11 protein-coding genes are annotated in these 17,076 nt (G+C 69.5%); all 11 read left to right on the top strand.

All coding sequences use genetic code 11. The annotated features are described in order from the left end of the window. Positions 1–16 precede the first annotated feature (16 nt). A complete protein-coding gene (gene lysA, locus CLV70_RS34605) occupies positions 17–1,357 on the top strand; it encodes a diaminopimelate decarboxylase (RefSeq protein ID WP_106130840.1) in 1,341 nt (446 codons plus the stop codon). Further along, positions 1,357–2,874, top strand: coding sequence for an amino acid adenylation domain-containing protein (locus CLV70_RS34600; RefSeq protein WP_106130839.1), 1,518 nt, complete (start codon positions 1,357–1,359; stop codon positions 2,872–2,874). Before lysA ends, CLV70_RS34600 begins: the two co-directional genes overlap by 1 nt. Further along, positions 2,871–4,592, top strand: a complete 1,722-nt coding sequence (locus tag CLV70_RS34595; protein ID WP_106130838.1) for an ABC transporter ATP-binding protein — start codon at positions 2,871–2,873, stop codon at positions 4,590–4,592. Before CLV70_RS34600 ends, CLV70_RS34595 begins: the two co-directional genes overlap by 4 nt. Beyond that, on the top strand, positions 4,589–6,364 hold the full coding sequence (locus tag CLV70_RS34590) for an ATP-binding cassette domain-containing protein (protein WP_106130837.1): 1,776 nt from the start codon (positions 4,589–4,591) through the stop codon (positions 6,362–6,364). Before CLV70_RS34595 ends, CLV70_RS34590 begins: the two co-directional genes overlap by 4 nt. Next, complete coding sequence (locus CLV70_RS34585) at positions 6,361–7,764, top strand: condensation domain-containing protein (protein WP_106130836.1); 1,404 nt, start codon at positions 6,361–6,363, stop codon at positions 7,762–7,764. The genes CLV70_RS34590 and CLV70_RS34585 overlap by 4 nt, the downstream gene beginning before the upstream one ends. Positions 7,765–7,809: 45 nt before the next feature. Continuing rightward, positions 7,810–13,692, top strand: a complete 5,883-nt coding sequence (locus CLV70_RS34580) for a non-ribosomal peptide synthetase (protein ID WP_106130835.1) — start codon at positions 7,810–7,812, stop codon at positions 13,690–13,692. A 65-nt stretch (positions 13,693–13,757) separates the two neighbouring features. Beyond that, positions 13,758–13,970, top strand: coding sequence for an MbtH family protein (locus tag CLV70_RS34575; RefSeq protein ID WP_106130834.1), 213 nt, complete (start codon positions 13,758–13,760; stop codon positions 13,968–13,970). Between the two features lie 105 nt (positions 13,971–14,075). Then, on the top strand, positions 14,076–14,321 hold the full coding sequence (locus CLV70_RS39975) for a hypothetical protein (RefSeq protein ID WP_158277897.1): 246 nt from the start codon (positions 14,076–14,078) through the stop codon (positions 14,319–14,321). Positions 14,322–14,343: 22 nt separating this feature from the next. Beyond that, complete coding sequence (locus CLV70_RS34570; RefSeq protein WP_106130833.1) at positions 14,344–15,750, top strand: NERD domain-containing protein; 1,407 nt, start codon at positions 14,344–14,346, stop codon at positions 15,748–15,750. 526 nt (positions 15,751–16,276) lie between these two features. Beyond that, on the top strand, positions 16,277–16,594 hold the full coding sequence (locus tag CLV70_RS34565; protein ID WP_158277896.1) for a transposase: 318 nt from the start codon (positions 16,277–16,279) through the stop codon (positions 16,592–16,594). Continuing rightward, positions 16,591–17,076, top strand: a 486-nt coding sequence (locus CLV70_RS34560; protein WP_146164271.1) for an IS3 family transposase, incomplete at its 3' end; no start/stop codon positions are given. The genes CLV70_RS34565 and CLV70_RS34560, both read left to right, overlap by 4 nt.

Genomic DNA, 17,076 nt, shown 5'->3' with positions numbered 1-17,076 from the left:
CAGCCAGAAGGAAACTATGTTCTCCATCGACACACCCGCGCCACCGCACGGTGCCAATGGGCTCGAGCCCAAGCTGTGGTCGCGGCACACCGTCCGCCGCCCGGACGGCGTCGTCACGATCGGCGGCGTCGCCCTGACCGACGTCGCCGAGCAGTACGGGACGCCGGCGTACGTCTACGACGAGGCCGAGTTCCGGCTCCGCTGCGACGAGTTCCGCCGCGCGTTCCACGACTTCGACGTCTACTACGCGGGCAAATCCTTCCTGTGCCGGGCGGTGGCGCGCTGGGTGGCCGAATCCGGAATCGGTCTTGACGTCTGCACCGAGGGCGAGCTGCGGCTGGCGCTGTCGGCGGGGTTCCCGGCAGAACGGATCGTCCTGCATGGCAACAACAAGTCCGCCGTCGAGCTCGAACTCGGGGTCGAGCATCGCGTAGGCCGCATCGTGGTGGACTCCTTCGACGAGATCGAGCGGCTGAGCACCCTGGCCGCCGATCGCGGCGTACGCCCTGCGGTGCTGGTGCGGGCGACGGTCGGCGTACGACCGGACACCCACGACAACATCGCCACCGCCCACGAGGACCAGAAGTTCGGCTTCTCGGTCGCGTCGGGCGCCGCAGCGGAGGCGGTCGAGCTGATCCGTGCCGGCGGCGTCCTCGACCTTCGTGGCCTGCACATCCACCTCGGGTCGCAGATCTTCGGCACCCGGGAGTACGAGTTCGGGATCGGGTGTGCCGTCGCGTTGCTGGCCGACCTGGCCAAGACCGGCGACGAACTGTCAGAGCTGAGCCTGGGCGGCGGGTTCGCCATCGCCTACACCCCGGACCAGACGGCGTTGCCGGTCACCGAGCTGGCCGAGCGGCTGAGGAGCTCGGTGGGCGACGCCTGTCGCGCGGCCGGGATTCGCGTCCCCCGGCTCGCCATCGAGCCGGGCCGGGCGATCAGCGGGCCGTCCGGCGCCACCGTCTACCGCGTCGGGACGATCAAACACCTGCCCGGACTCCGGACCTACATCGCGGTCGACGGGGGGATGAGCGACAACATCCGTCCACCGCTGTACGACGGCGTCTATGTCGCGGTCGTCGCCGGCCGTGACGTGGATGGCGACGACACCCCGGTGCGGGTGGTCGGCCGGCACTGTGACGCGGGGGACGTCGTCGTCCGCGACGACGTCCTGCCCAGCGGGGTGCGCCTGGGCGACCTGCTGGCGGTGCCGGGAACTGGGGCCTACTGCCGCAGCCTCAGCAACAACTTCAACCACGTGCCGCGCCCGCCGGTCGTCGCCGTCCTCGACGGCCGGGCCCGGCTCATCGTCCGGGGCGAGACGTTCGACGATCTGTTCGGGCTGGACGTGGGTTGATGGGCGCGCCTTCCTCGCTTCCCGCCCGTTTCGCGGCGGCGCGGAACCTGTACCCGGACCGCCCGGCCGTCGTCCTGGGCGACCATGTCCTCTCCTATGCCCAGCTCGACGAGGCCGCTCGCGCGCTCGCCGCCGAGTTGGTCGGCCGCGGCGTCCGCCGCGGTGAGCTCGTCGGGCTTCAGGTGACCCGGTCGGCCGATCTGCCGGTCGCGATCCTCGGCATCATGATGGCCGGCGCGGCCTACCTGCCGCTCGACCCGCAGGTGCCGATCGCGCGGCTGCGCCTGATGGCCGAGGAGGCCGAGGTCCGTTGCCTGGTCGGCACGATGACCGACGACCTCGGGCCGGGCATCGCCCACCGGGTGCCGGTCCGGGGCCACCCGGCGGATCCGAGGTTCCGGCCGGTGGACCTCGGGCCCGGGGACCGCGCCTATGTCATCTACACCTCGGGGTCCACCGGGCGGCCGAAGGGCTGCGTCATCACCCATGGCAACGTGCTCGAACTGCTCGACGCGGCGCTGCCGCTGTTCGACGTCGGCCCGGAGGACCGGTGGAGCCTGTTCCATTCGGTCAACTTCGACTTCTCCGTCTGGGAGCTGTGGTCGCCCCTGATCACCGGCGGCGCACTGGTCGTCGTGGACGCGACCGCCGCGCTGGACCTGGAGGAGTTCGTCGACCTGCTGGCCGCCCAACGAGTATCGGTGCTGTGCCAGGTGCCGTCGGTGTTCCGGGCGCTCGCCCGGGCTCACGAGGGTGCCGGTCGGCCGGCGTTGGCGTTGCGCTACCTCATCTTCGGCGGCGAGGCGGTCGACCTCGACGTCGTCGCAGCCTTCCTCGACGGATTGCCGGGCGACCGCCCGGTCGCGGTGAACATGTACGGGATCACCGAGACCACCGTCCACGTCACCTTCAAGGAACTCGACCGGGAGACGCTGGCCGGGACCGTCCGATCGCCCATCGGACGGCCGCTGCCGCACCTCGACGTCACGCTGCGCGATAAAGCCGGCGTTGAGGTGGCGGCCGGTGAGGTAGGCGAGATGTGGGTGTCCGGCGGCGGGGTCGGCGCGGGCTACCTGCGGCGCGACGATCTCACGGCGGAGCGGTTCGTGACCGTCGACGGCGTGCGGCACTACCGGTCCGGCGACCTGGCTCGCCGGTTGCCCGGCGGTGAGCTCGACTACGCCGGCCGGGCCGACCGCCAGGTGAAGGTGCGCGGGTTCCGCATCGAGCTGGGCGAGATCGAGTCGGCCCTACGTCAGTGCACCGGCGTACGGGATGCGGTCGCCGACGTGCGCACCGGGCACGACGGCAACTTCCTCATCGGCTACCTCGTGGCCGACAACGATGTGGACGTCCGCCGGATCAAGGCCGAGTGCGGGCGGCTGCTGTCCGCACACATGATTCCCAGCCGGTACCAGCGGATCGCCGAGATCCCTGTCACGGCCTCCGGAAAGCTCGACCGCGTGGCGCTGGCCACGGCCGCCCACAGCCCCGCCCGAGGAGAGGAAATTCGATGACCCGGCACCGCGAACTCTTCCGCCGGTACGTACGCCCGCAGTGGCCGCGGCTGATCGTGCTGACCGTGCTGTTGTTCGGCAACATCGCGATCGAGCTGATCGCTCCGCTCTGGGTGAGCCGGTTCATCGACGGCGTGCAGTCCGGGGCGACCAACCGCGCGCTGATCACCATCGCCATCCTGTTCATGGTGTTCACCGCGGCGCGACCGATCGTGATGGGCATCGCCGGTTATCTCAGCGAGGACGTCGGCTGGCGGTCGACCAACCGCCTGCGTACCGACCTCGTCCGCCATTGCCTCAACCTGGATCTGTCGTTCCACCGCAAGCACACCCCGGGTGAACTCATGGAGCGGGTGGACGGGGACGTCTCCGAACTCGCCGAGTTCCTGTCGTTCTTCGTGTTCGGGGTGGTCGGCCGGGCGCTGCTGTCGATCGGCATCATCGTCATGGCTTTCCTCGTCGACTATCGCATCGGCTTGACCCTGGTGGTTGCCGCGGCGGCCGTGCTGATCATTCTGCGGACCACCCAGCGACTCGCCGTACCGAAGTCCCAGGCGCTGCGCGCGGCCAAGGCCGACATGTCGAGCTTCCTGGAGGAGCGTCTCGGCGGGCGGGAGACGATCCGGGCGAACGGCGGCCGTGCCCACTTGTTCGAGGAGATGGACGGCCGGATCGGAGTGCTGGTCCGGCGTACCCGCGCCGCGATGGTCGCGTCCCGCTACTCGTCCAGCCTGCTGGAGCTGATGGTCGCGCTGTCGGCCGTGGCTGTGCTGGCCCTCGGCGCGTATCTGCTGCCCTCCGGCTCCATCAGCCTCGGCGAGATCTATCTCGGCTACTACTACACCGACCTGCTCAGTTTCAGCCTCATCGTCGTCACGATGCACATGGAAGGGCTCCAGCGGGCCAGCGCCGCCATCCGGCGGATCGGCGAGCTGACCGCGATCCAGCCCACGGTGGTGTCGGGCCCGGGCCACGAGCCCGACAGGGGCTCGCTCGACATCGAGTTCGAGAACGTCGACTTCGGCTACGGCGGCACGCAGCGGGCCCTCGACGGCGTCTCGTTCCGGCTGGCCGCCGGTCAGACGCTGGGGCTGCTCGGCCGGACCGGAAGCGGCAAGACGACCATCGCCCGGCTGATCTGCCGGGAACAAGACCCGACCGGGGGCGCCGTGAGGATCGGCGGCGCCGACATCCGGGACTACACCCTGCCCCAGCTCCGAGGGCTGGTGACCATGGTGACGCAGGATGTCCAGCTGTTCCATGCCACGCTGCGGGACAACCTGACCTTGTTCGACGACTCGGTTCCCGACGAGCGGCTCCTCGCCGCCCTGGACCAGCTCCACCTGCGCAAGTGGTACGAGTCGCTGCCCGACGGCCTGGACGCGGTGCTCGTCGACGGCGGTGGCTCGCTGTCGGCGGGAGAGGCCCAGCTGGTCGCATTGACCCGGGCGTTCCTCGACGATCCGGACGTCGTGGTGCTGGACGAGGCGTCGTCGCGGCTCGACCCGGCGACCGAGCGCCTCGTCGAAACCGCCACCGGTCGCCTGCTCGAGGGCCGCACGGGGGTGGTCGTCGCACACCGGCTGCACACCGTCCGTGCGCTGGACCACATCGCCGTACTGGACCAGGGACGGATCCAGGAGATCGGCGAGCAGACCAAGCTGTCGGCCGACCCGACGTCGCGGTTCGCCACGTTGCTCGCGGGAGGTACCTCATGAGCCATCTCAAGGCCACTTTCGCCCTGATCCGGCGGGCGCCGGGCTGGTTCGCACTCAGCGCCGTGCTGCAGATCATGCGCAGCGTGTTCCCGCTCGTCCCGGCCTTGGTCGTCAGCATCGCGTTCGACCGGCTGGCCGAGGGCTCCGGGCTGAACGAGGGCATGTGGGTGTTGTTCGCGGTCCTCATCGGAGCCGTCCTGGGCCGCGTCGGGTCGCTGTTCGGCAGCGTGGCGGTCGACGGATGGACCGACAGCACGACCGGCGGACTGCTGATTCGTAACACCGTCGCCCGGGTCTTCCGCCGGCCCGGCGCCGAGGCGCTGCCGCACTCGACCGGCTCCACCGTCAACCGGCTCACCACCGACTCGCAGACGGTCGCCGACATGATGGTGTCCACGATGGTGGTGGTCGGCTCGACCGCACAGGCGTTGTTCGCCCTCGGGGTCATGGCCAGCGTCGACGTCGTCCTGACCGTCCTGGTCGTGGTGCCGGTGTTCGCCGCCGGTCTGCTCATCACCTTCACCAGCAAGCAGATCAAGCGGCACTACGCGCGGAGCCGGGAGGCCGCGGGCGAGGTGAGCTCGATGCTGCGGGAGGTCTTCCGCGCGGTCCAGGCGATCAAGCTGGCTGACGGCGTCGACCGGGTGACCGACCGGGTCCGCGAGCTCAGCGAGACGCGCCGCGCGCGTACCTTGAAGAGCCGCCTGTTCTCCCAGGTCATGCTCGGTGCGGTCTTCAACAGCACCTCCGGCCTGGGCGCCGGGCTGGTGATGCTGCTGGCGGTGAGCCGGTTGCGGGACGGCACGCTCACCGTCGGTGGCATCGTCCTGTTCGTCTCCTACCTGGTCTGGATCACCGAGTTCACCACGTTGTTCAGCCAGAGCCTGGCCGAGTACAAGCAGGCCGCGGTCTCGATGACCCGGCTCGACGAGGTGGTCGACGACGGCGCCGGCCTGGCCGCGCTGGTGGCCGCTCCGACGTCGCGCTCCGCCGTGGCTGCGGTGTCCCGTGATACGTCGCCGGTCGGTCCGCTGACCCAGTTGTCCGCCCGGCAGCTGACTTACCGTCACCCGGGATCGGATCGCGGTATCGAGGGCGTGGACCTGGATGTCCGCCGGGGTGAGCTCGTCGTCGTCACCGGTGGCGTCGGCGCGGGCAAGACCACGCTGCTGCGGGTCCTGATCGGCGCCCTCGACCGGGACGCCGGCACGATCGAGTGGAACGGCGTCGAGGTGGACCGGCCGTCGGAGGTGCTCATCCCGCCGCGGTGTGCCTACACCCCGCAGGTTCCCTACCTGATGACCGGTTCGGTGCGCGACAACATCACGGCCGGCGTCGACGTCACGGAGGCCGACATCGAACGGGCCGCCTACCTGTCGGTCCTGGACGCCGATCTGGCGACGATGCCGGACGGGCTCGCCACCCGGGTCGGCCCTCGCGGCACCACGCTCTCCGGCGGCCAGGCGCAGCGGGTCGCGGCCGCCCAGATGCTGGTCCGCAACCCTGATCTGCTGGTGTTCGACGACATCTCCAGCGCGCTTGACGTGAACACCGAACGGGAGTTGTGGCACCGGCTACGTGCCGACGGCACCCGTACCTGCCTGGCCGTGTCGCACCGCGAGATCGCACTGGCCCAGGCCGACCGGGTGGTGGTGCTGCGCGACGGCAAGGTGGTCGCGTCCGGTCGGTACGAGGACATCCGCGACTCCGTCCCGGAGCTGTCCCACGCAGACCCGACCGATCTGGTCGACAATTTGGTGAGCGGTCAGTGAGTAACGGAACCGCGCGTGGCGCGCGGCTGCTCCGGCGGTTGCACGAGATGGCCGCTGCCGGGCCGGCCTCGGCTGTCGGCGGTCTGGAACCGGCCCCGCTGACCGGTGCGCAGACCGGCCTGTGGGTGATCGACCAGCTCGATCCGGGCGCGTCGGACTACAACGTCCCGCAGGTGTATCGGTTCCGCGGCGCCCTCGACGCCGCGGCACTCGGTATCGCTCTGGACGCGACCATCGCCCGGCAGGCCGCGCTCCGGACGGTCTTCGACTTCGACGGTGACGAGACGGTGCAGCGGTTCGACGGGCCGGTCGGCCCGCTGCGGATCGTCGATCTCACGCACCTGCGCGGAGCCGAGCAGGACGCGGAACTGCGGCGCGAGCTTGACACCGAGGCGAGCGCCGGCTTCGACCTGGCGGCCGGTCCGCTGATCCGGGCCGTGCTGATCCGGCTGTCGCCGGCCGAGCATGTGCTGATGCTGACCATCCATCACATCGTTTTCGACGGCACCTCGGCCGGTGTCCTGATCGGGGACCTGAGCGCGGCCTATCGCGCCGCGGTCACCGGTCAGCCGGCCGATCTGCCACCGATCACCGAGACCTTCGCCGACTACGCGCGGTGGCATCAGGACTGGCTGGCCGGCGCCGACTGCCGGCGGGAGCGCGACTACTGGCTGACCCGGCTGGCCGGCCGTCCAGCGCCCGTGGATCTGGCGACCAAGCCGCGCCGCCGCAACGCCGCCGTGCCGGGCGAACCGGTGCAGCTGTGGCTGCCCGACACCGGCGACGGAAACGGCGGCCTGGCCGCCACCTGTCACCGCTCCGGCGTCACCCGGTTCATGGTGTTGCTCAGCGCGCTGTCGGTCGCTCTGGCCCGGCGGACCGGGTGCCGTGACCTGCTGATCGCCACCCCGATGGTGAACCGTCCGCTGCCCTACACCCGGCACCTCGTCGGCTACTTCGTCAACCTGGTGTTGCTGCGGATCGACCTGAGCGGGGAGCCGACCTATGGCGAGCTGCTGGGCCGGGCCCGCGAGACGGTGGTGGCGGGCGCTGAGCACCAGACGTTCCCGTACTCGGAACTGGTCGACCATCTCGAGCCGGACCGCGACGACACGGCGCCGCCGCTGGCACCGGTGACGCTGGTGCTACAGGACTCCGCCTGGGACGCCGGCGGCGACTGGCCGGGGCTGGACGTGCAGTTCGAGGAGCAGATCGCGGACGGAACCGTGACCGACGTAACGCTCTCGGTCAGCCACCAGCCCGAGCAGTTGCACGTCGAGTTCAGCTTCCGCGCCGACATCTGCGACCGCGCCGACATCGAGCATCTCGCGACGGCCTTCCAATCGGCGGTTGAGGAGTTCACCGCCGACCTCTCCCGGCCCGTCCCCCTCGGCGGTTGACCGGCCGCCAATTCAACCCGCAACCAGACTAAGGAAGACAACGAGATGCAGACGCTGCCCAGCCGGTTCGCGGATCAGGTTCGACGCACGCCCGACGCCGTCGCGGTGGAGGGTCCGGACGAGTCGCTCACCTACGCCGAGCTCGACGCGCGGGCCAACCAGCTCGCCTGGCATCTGACGGGCCTCGGCCTGACCGCCGAGGAGCCGGTCGCGCTGCTGCTGGACCGGTCGGTCGGCGTCATCGTGGCGATGCTGGCCATCGCCAAGGCGGGCGGGACGTACGTGCCCGTCCACACCGCGTTCCCGGCGGGGCGGATGGCCGAGGTGGTCAACGATGCCGGGGCCCGCCTGCTGCTGATCGACGCGGCGCACGACCCGGTGCCGTTCGAGACCGCGGCCGAGACCATCCGGCTGGACCTGCTCGATCTGTCCCGGCAGCCCCGTCACGCTCCCGCCGTCGTCCAGCCGGAAACGGCGCTGGCCTACGTCATGTACACCTCGGGCTCCACCGGCCGGCCCAAGGGGGTGGCGATCAGCCAGGAAGCCCTCGTTCAACTGGCCACGGACAGCTGCTGGCAGCAGAACAGCAGTACCGGCGCGGTGCTGTTCCACTCTCCGCACGCGTTCGACCTGACGATCTACGAGATCTGGACGCCGCTGCTGGGCGGTGGCCGGGTGGTGGTGGCGCCGCCGGAGGCACTCACGGCGGCGGCCCTGGAAGCCATGATCGGCCGATACGGCCTGACCGCGGTGGGCATGACCTCCGGCCTGTTCGAGGCGATGGCGGACGCCGCGCCGTCCCTGTTCGCCCCGCTGCGCGAGGTGTCGGTCGGCGGTGACGTGGTGTCCCCGTCGATCGTGCTCAAGGTGGCCGCCGCGTGCCCGGAAACGGTGATCCGGCACATCTACGGACCCACCGAGGCGACGCTCATCGTCACGCAGGTCGAAGTGAGCGGGCCCGGCCGGCCGGCGACTCAGCCGCAGTTCGCGACCTTCCCGCTCGGCGCGGCCCGGGACGGCATGGCGGTTTACGTCCTCGACGACGATCTGGGCGAGGTCTCCGCCGACGAGGTGGGTGAGTTGTACATCTCGGGCGCCGGTGTGGCCCGCGGCTACCTCGGTATGCAGGCCGCAACCGCCGACCGGTTCGTGCCGTGCCCGTACGGAGCGCCCGGCGAACGGATGTATCGCACCGGCGACCTCGTCCGGCGTACCGCGGACGGTGAGCTGATCTTCATCGGCCGAGCCGACCTCCAGCTCAAGATCCGCGGCAACCGGGTGGAGATCGGCGAGATCGAGGAGGTCATCGCCCGGCACCCCGAGGTCTCCCAGGCCGTGGTGGTGGGCCGCCGGGACGAGTCCGGCAACGTCACCCTGACGGCCTACATAGTCCCGGTGCCCCGCGGCCGGGTGTCGGTGCGGGCCCTGCAGGAGCACGTCCGCGCGTTCCTGCCCGACTACATGGTCCCGTACGAGTTCATGCGGCTGAAGCACCTGCCGCTCACCCCCAACGGCAAGATCGACCGAGCGGCGTTGCCGGAGGCGGTGCGTCGTTCGGGTCGGTCGGCGCGGACGCCGCAGGAGGTGGTGTTGTGTGATGTGTTCGCCGAGTTGCTGGGTCGTTCGCGGGTCGGTGTGGATGAGAATTTCTTCGAGCTCGGTGGGCATTCGTTGATGGCGGTGCGGTTGGCGGCGCGGATTCGGGCTTTCCTGGGTCGTGAGATCGCGGTTCGGGATTTGTTCGAGTCGCCGACGGTGGCGGGGTTGGCTCGGCGGTTGTCGGCGGCGGATGTGGCTCGGCCGCCGATCACGGCGGTGGCTCGTCCGGATCGGATTCCGTTGTCGTTCGCTCAGGCGCGGTTGTGGTTCATCAATCAGCTCGAAGGTCCGTCGGCCAACTACAACATTCCTTACGCCGTACGCATTCATGGTGACCTTGACACGGGTGCCCTGCACGCGGCGTTGGGTGATGTCGTTGCCAGGCATGAAACGTTGCGTACGACCTATCCGGAGCACGATGGTGTGCCGTATCAGCGTATTGAGCCGGTGGTGGAGATCGGTCTGCCGGTCATCGCGGCCTCCGCGGACACGGTGACGGCTCGGGTCAGTGAGATCGCCAATGCCGGCTACGACCTGACCACGGATCCGCCGTTGCGGGCTGCCCTGGTCGAGTTGCAGGACCAAGATCACGTGCTGGTCCTGGTGTTGCATCACATTGCTGGTGACGGCTGGTCGACCGAGCCGTTGCTGGAGGAACTCAGCACTGCTTATGCCGCCCGGCTGGCCGGTGCGGCACCGGATTGGGCGCCGCTGCCGGTCCAGTATGCCGATTACAGCCTTTGGCAGCGTGGCTGGCTCGGTGAGGAGAAGGACCCGGACAGTGTCCTGAATCGGCAGCTCGCGTTCTGGCGCGAGACCCTCGATGGTGCGCCGGCCGAGCTGGCCCTGCCCACCGACCGGCCCCGGCCGGCGGCGGCTACCGGCCGTGGTGATCAGGTCGAGTTCCGGCTGTCGGCGAGCGTGCATCACGCGCTGACCGATATCGCCCGCGCGGGCAAGGCCAGTGTGTTCATGGTGGTGCAGGCCGGTCTGCTGGCGACGCTGACCCACCTCGGTGCCGGGACCGACCTGACGATCGGCACCGTGACCGCGGGTCGCACCGACCAAGCCGTCGAAGACCTGATCGGTTTCTTCGTCAACACTCTCGTCCTGCGGACCTCCACCGCGGGTAACCCGACCTTCGCCGAGCTGGTCACCCGCACCCGCGACACCGACCTGGCGGCGTTCGCGCACCAGGACACTCCGTTCGAACGTATCGTCGAGGCCCTCAACCCGGACCGGCATCCCGCCCGGCACCCCCTCTTCCAAATCCTGCTGGCCTGGCAGAACAACGACCAGAGCCCCCTGAATCTGCAGCACACCACGACCACCGACGAACCCTTCGACTACGACGCCGCCAAATTCGACCTCGTCCTGTCGATCCAGGAAAACCGTGACTCCTTCGGCGTGCCGGAAGGGATCGAGGGCTCGCTGGAGTACGTCCTCGACCTTTTCGACCGGCCGACCGCGCAACGGATGGCCGACACCTTCGTCCAGCTGCTCACCGCGGTCGCCGCCGCGCCGAAGACGCCGCTGGCCGACATCGCCCTGGACGGTGACCAGCTCGCGGACCTCGTTGAGCGGGCCGCCCGGAACGCGGTGTCGGCGAAGGCGTTGCCGGAGTCCGTGCGTCGTTCGGGTCGGTCGGCGCGGACGCCGCAGGAGGTGGTGTTGTGTGATGTGTTCGCCGAGTTGCTGGGTCGTTCGCGGGTCGGTGTGGATGAGAATTTCTTCGAGCTCGGTGGGCATTCGTTGATGGCGGTGCGGTTGGCGGCGCGGATTCGGGCTTTCCTGGGTCGTGAGATCGCGGTTCGGGATTTGTTCGAGTCGCCGACGGTGGCGGGGTTGGCTCGGCGGTTGTCGGCGGCGGATGTGGCTCGGCCGCCGATCACGGCGGTGGCTCGTCCGGATCGGATTCCGTTGTCGTTCGCTCAGGCGCGGTTGTGGTTCATCAATCAGCTCGAAGGTCCGTCGGCCAACTACAACATTCCTTACGCCGTACGCATTCATGGTGACCTTGACACGGGTGCCCTGCACGCGGCGTTGGGTGATGTCGTTGCCAGGCATGAAACGTTGCGTACGACCTATCCGGAGCACGATGGTGTGCCGTATCAGCGTATTGAGCCGGTGGTGGAGATCGGTCTGCCGGTCATCGCGGCCTCCGCGGACACGGTGACGGCTCGGGTCAGTGAGATCGCCAATGCCGGCTACGACCTGACCACGGATCCGCCGTTGCGGGCTGCCCTGGTCGAGTTGCAGGACCAAGATCACGTGCTGGTCCTGGTGTTGCATCACATTGCTGGTGACGGCTGGTCGACCGAGCCGTTGCTGGAGGAACTCAGCACTGCTTATGCCGCCCGGCTGGCCGGTGCGGCACCGGATTGGGCGCCGCTGCCGGTCCAGTATGCCGATTACAGCCTTTGGCAGCGTGGCTGGCTCGGTGAGGAGAAGGACCCGGACAGTGTCCTGAATCGGCAGCTCGCGTTCTGGCGCGAGACCCTCGATGGTGCGCCGGCCGAGCTGGCCCTGCCCACCGACCGGCCCCGGCCGGCGGCGGCTACCGGCCGTGGTGATCAGGTCGAGTTCCGGCTGTCGGCGAGCGTGCATCACGCGCTGACCGATATCGCCCGCGCGGGCAAGGCCAGTGTGTTCATGGTGGTGCAGGCCGGTCTGCTGGCGACGCTGACCCACCTCGGTGCCGGGACCGACCTGACGATCGGCACCGTGACCGCGGGTCGCACCGACCAAGCCGTCGAAGACCTGATCGGTTTCTTCGTCAACACTCTCGTCCTGCGGACCTCCACCGCGGGTAACCCGACCTTCGCCGAGCTGGTCACCCGCACCCGCGACACCGACCTGGCGGCGTTCGCGCACCAGGACACTCCGTTCGAACGTATCGTCGAGGCCCTCAACCCGGACCGGCATCCCGCCCGGCACCCCCTCTTCCAAATCCTGCTGGCCTGGCAGAACAACGACCAGAGCCCCCTGAATCTGCAGCACACCACGACCACCGACGAACCCTTCGACTACGACGCCGCCAAATTCGACCTGCTGTTCTCGATGGCCGACACGTTTGCCGACGACGAGGCGACCGGGATCGAGGGCTCGGTCGAGTACGCCGCAGATGTGTTCGATCGCGCGACGGTCGAGCAGCTGGTCGACGTCTTCACCCAGCTGCTCACCGCGGTCGCCGCCGCGCCGAAGACGCCGCTGGCCGACATCACGCTGGTGGGCGCCGAGGCGCTCGCCGCTCGCGTGGCGCGGTGGACCCCCGCCGCCGCACCCAGCAGCGCCGCATCCCCGCGGCGCGGACCCGGCACGCCGCATGAGACCGCCATCGAAGGGCTGTTCGCCGAGATGCTCGGCGTCGATCACGTCGACGCCCACGACAACTTCTTCGAGCTCGGTGGTCACTCGTTGCTCGCCGTCACCCTGGCCACCCGCCTCCGCGCGCTCGGCCTGCCGATCCGGGTGCGGGACATCTTCAGCGCGCCCACCCCGCACGAGCTCGCCGTCGCCGGCACCACGCCAGCGCGGGCGGGCTCGATGCTGGCACCGCTCATCACCTTGCGCGGTACCGGCGACGAAGCCCCACTGTTCCTGTTCCCGCCGATCAGCGGCCTCAGCTGGGCCTATGCCGCGCTGTTGCCGCACATGCCCGGCGACCATCCGGTGTACGGGTTGCAGATGCCGCGGCTGGAGTTCAGTGACGGCCCGAAACTGATCGCCGCGCTGGCCGATCTGATCCGCAACACCGTCGGCGATCAGCCGGTGCACCTGGCGGGCTGGTCGATCGGCGGCGTCGTCGCGCACGCGGTCGCCGCCGACTTGGCCCGCCGGGGCCAGGTCATCAGCGTGAGCCTCATCGACGCCTACCCGTTCGCCGAGCAGCGCGCCGCCATGGACCTTGGCCCGGACGATTTCGCGGCGGACGTCGTGGCCGGGCTGGCCACCGCTCTGCACGACGACCCGTCGGCACCGATCACCGGCCTGGCCGACCTCACCGACCGGCTGGCCGCAGCGTGGGCGTTGCCCGGTGACGAGGCCGGTGAGGTCGTGAGTGCCGCGCTGCGGTACCGCCAGGTCGCGAACGACCTGGGTGGTGCCGTCTACCAGGGCGACCTCACCGTGATCACCGCCGGTCGAGAGGCGGCGGCCGGTGACCGTGGAGCGTCCATGTGGCGTCCGTACGTGACCGGACACATCACCGAGGAGGTCGCCGATGCCGATCACTTCGGCATGTTGACCGGACCGGCGGTGCGAACCGTCGGGACGGCGCTGGCCGAGGCGCTTGGCGGAGAAGTGCACGGACACCGCGTCGGAAGCTGAGATGACCGCCAGAACACCGCGGTGAGCTGACCGCGTTCAGAAGTCCCATCCGATAGGAGAGTCACATGTTCAGCGATCCCGATCAGATCTTCGACGTGGTCGTGAACCACGAGGAGCAGTACTCGATCTGGCCCGCCGGGCGGGAGCTGCCCGCGGGCTGGCGCACGACCGGTTTCACCGGCGAGCGGGCCGCCTGCCTGGAACACATCGGAACCGTGTGGACCGACATGCGACCGTTGTCCCTGCGCACCGCGATGGCTGAGAACGCCGCCGGGTAGGTCAGCGAACACGCTGTCCAGGCGCGCATCGGCGCAGGCAGCGATCGTCCGTGGATCCTCACCGGGGTGACGGGAAGGATCAGAGGTCGACGTGCTCGGTCAGCGGTGGCCGGTGCCGATCGTGGCGGCTTCCGTGGCCGCCACCGGTTGTTCCATCCGGCGGGCGAGCCGGTCACCGCCCGCGCCGCCGCGGGTGGCGTGCCGTTCATGTCCTTCTTCGATTCCACCGACCGCGGCGCGCACGAGATCCGGCCGGCCTCCAGCTCATGGTCCACAGACGGATCGGCGAGGGGATCGATCGGCTTGCCCGATTCGTCGAAGATACGATGCAAAACCGGATTCCCGGAGTGAACCGTTGAGCCAGGAAGGCGGCATGGCTGTGTCTCGTTGGACGACGATCACACCATGGCCGTATTTCGACGAGCGGGACGCTGCGGACGCCATCCGGGAGGCGCTGCCCGACGTCGCCCCGTTCCGAGCCTGGTCCAACTTCTCGTTCGTGGCCGACTCCGGCCACGTCCACCGCATCGACCTGCTGGTCGCCGCGCCCGGCGGCCTGTTCGTGGTGGAGCTGGACGCCTCGCGCGGCCGGGTCGCCAACCACGGTCCGGTGTGGGTGATCAGCTCCGGCCCGACCCAGGTGGCCCGGGACAGTCCCGGCCGCGTGGCCGCGATCAAGGCCCACGCCCTGGGCCAGGCGCTGAGCCGGGCCGCGGCCCAGAGCGGGCTGCCCATGCCCCCCGTGTTCGGGGTGGTCCAGCTGACCTTCCCGGCCACCGAGATCGACCTCGACCCGGCCGAGGCGGCTGCCGTCTACCGGCCGGACGGGACCGGCGGCGACGGACCCTGGCTGGTGCGGGACCTGCTCGCGCGCACCCCGGCCGACCACCGCGACGCGCTGCCGGACTGGCTCTCCGAGGCGGTGACCGGCCTGCTGGCCCGGATCGGCACGGCCCCTTCCCAGCTGAGCCACCCGGTCGGAACCTGGCGAGTGGTCGAGCCACCGCTCGAGTTGTCGCCGAACGCGCAGGACCACATCGCGTGGAGCACCGTTCTGGACAAGATCTCGGTCCGGGCCCGTGTCTTCGTCGCTCGGCCGGACGCCCCGGTCGCGCAACGGACTCGGCTGGACGAATCCGTCTGCCGGGAGTATCTGCTGCTCAGCGAGCTGGATCATCCGGACATCGCGCGACCCGAGATGATCGGGAACCATGAAGCCGGGCCGGCCCTGCTCTACAAGCACGACCGGCGCGGGGTCCGGTTCGATCACTACCTGGCCCTCTACGGCAACCGCCTCGGCCGTGCGGCGGCCGACGACATGATCGGCCGGCTCGGTGACGCGCTCGCCTACGCCCACGGGCGTGGCGCGTACCACCTGGACCTGTCGGTCCGGGTTCTGACGGTCACGCCCCACCCCGACCATTTCGGCGAGCTCGACGACGGCTGGCTCGATCCGCGCGTGCGAATCACCGACTGGCGCCGCGCGGGCCAGGTGGGCGGCGAACCGGCCCGATACGGCATCGATCCTGTGGCCGCCGACATGCTCGGCCTGGGTGTCGTCGCCCTGGCGGCGCGCACCGGCCGCCCGGCCGACGACGGCGTGGCCGGACTGGTGACCTCTTACCTGGCCCAGGGCGGTCCGGTTCGCCTCAACCCGAGCCACCGCATCGGCGACCTGGTCGACCGGCTTTTGAGCACCGAGGACGCGTCTCAGATCCGACCGGCGATCGAGGCCTTCCTCCGCCTCGACCCCCGCGTCGGCGAGGTGCTGTCGGCCTGAGGCATGTTTCGTCGGTCCAGCAAGAACTTCCGACCGACAACCTCGTGCCCACTTCAGCGGTGGGTCATCGCAAGGTGAGCTGAGGCCGCAGTCTGGGACTGCCACTTGTCCTTACGAAGCCTGGGATTGTTGTCCCACGAAGCCTGGGATTGGGGCCTCCTTCGACGCCCCCAAATGACAGTGGGCACCCGCCGAATAGTCGAAGGATGCCCAGGTCAACCGTGGTGCGGCGCATAGGACTTGAACCTACAACCCGCGAATCAAGAGCCCACGGTCGCTCGTGCCGCCTGGTCCGGCGCTGTGCCGCTTCGGGCCGGGAAATGCGGCTCTTGTGATCGATGTGTGGGCGGGTTGGCGGTCATCGGTCGGGTAACGCGGGTCGGTGGCCGCCGAGGCTGAGCATGGCAAGCGCGATGATCGCGTCGGCGCTGTGGAATCCGAATCCTCGGCGGATGATCAGGCGGATCTTGGTGTTTGTTGCGCCCCGGGTTGAATGGAGACATCGAAACCTGGAGGAACACCGGCGATGCCTGCACCGAAGAAGTACAACGATGATCTGCGTGAGCGTGCGACCCGGTTGGCGGTCGAGGCCCGCCGGGATCCGGTGTCCGCGGTCGGGGCGATCCAGCGGATCGCCGGGTCGCTCGGGGTTCATCCGGAGGCGTTGCGCACGTGGGTGAAGAAGGCCGAGACCGACGCCGGCGTACGGCCGGGCACGACCAGCAGCGACGCCGACCGTATCGCCGCGCTGGAACGGGAGAACCGTGAGCTGCGCCGGGCGAACCAGATCTTGAAGTCCGCGGCGAGTTTCTTCGCGGCGGAGCTGGACCGTCCGTCGCGATGAAGGTCGACTTCGTCGACTCCCACCAGGCCGAACACGGTGTCCAGCCGGTCCTGCAGGCTCTCCAAGACACGCCGGCACAGATCGCACCGTCGACCTACTACGCCGCCAAGACCCGCCCGGCCAGCGCCCGGTCCCGGCGAGACGCCGAACTGATCGAGATGATCAAGCAGATCCATGCCGAGAACTACGGCGTCTACGGCGCCCGCAAGATCTGGCACGAGTTGCACCGTCGCGGTGTGCGGGTGGCCCGGTGCACCGTCGAACGCTTGATGCGCGAGATCGGGCTGCGCGGGCTGCTACGCGACAAAACGCCGCGCACGACCCGCCCCGCCGCTGAGACCGACCGGCCTCTTGACCTGGTCAAACGCGATTTCACCGCGGCCGGTGCGAACCAGCTGTGGGTCGCGGACCTGACGTATGTGCGCACCAGTATCGGCTGGGTGTACGCCGCGTTCGTCCTCGACGTGTACTCCCGCATGATC

It is taken from the genome of Pseudosporangium ferrugineum, from assembly GCF_003002065.1.
Taxonomy (GTDB): Bacteria; Actinomycetota; Actinomycetes; order Mycobacteriales; family Micromonosporaceae; genus Actinoplanes; species Actinoplanes ferrugineus_A.
This window is presented reverse-complemented; position numbering and strand designations above follow the sequence as displayed.

What these genes read in the sequence shown, in the direction of transcription:
- CLV70_RS34580 (WP_106130835.1), top strand. Translation starts at nt 7,810, where the DNA reads ATGCAGACGCTGCCCAGCCGGTTCGCGGATCAGGTTCGACGCACGCCC.
- lysA (WP_106130840.1), top strand. Translation starts at nt 17, where the DNA reads ATGTTCTCCATCGACACACCCGCGCCACCGCACGGTGCCAATGGGCTC.
- CLV70_RS34600 (WP_106130839.1), top strand. Translation starts at nt 1,357, where the DNA reads ATGGGCGCGCCTTCCTCGCTTCCCGCCCGTTTCGCGGCGGCGCGGAAC.
- CLV70_RS34565 (WP_158277896.1), top strand. Translation starts at nt 16,277, where the DNA reads ATGCCTGCACCGAAGAAGTACAACGATGATCTGCGTGAGCGTGCGACC.
- CLV70_RS34595 (WP_106130838.1), top strand. Translation starts at nt 2,871, where the DNA reads ATGACCCGGCACCGCGAACTCTTCCGCCGGTACGTACGCCCGCAGTGG.
- CLV70_RS34570 (WP_106130833.1), top strand. Translation starts at nt 14,344, where the DNA reads ATGGCTGTGTCTCGTTGGACGACGATCACACCATGGCCGTATTTCGAC.
- CLV70_RS34575 (WP_106130834.1), top strand. Translation starts at nt 13,758, where the DNA reads ATGTTCAGCGATCCCGATCAGATCTTCGACGTGGTCGTGAACCACGAG.
- CLV70_RS34590 (WP_106130837.1), top strand. Translation starts at nt 4,589, where the DNA reads ATGAGCCATCTCAAGGCCACTTTCGCCCTGATCCGGCGGGCGCCGGGC.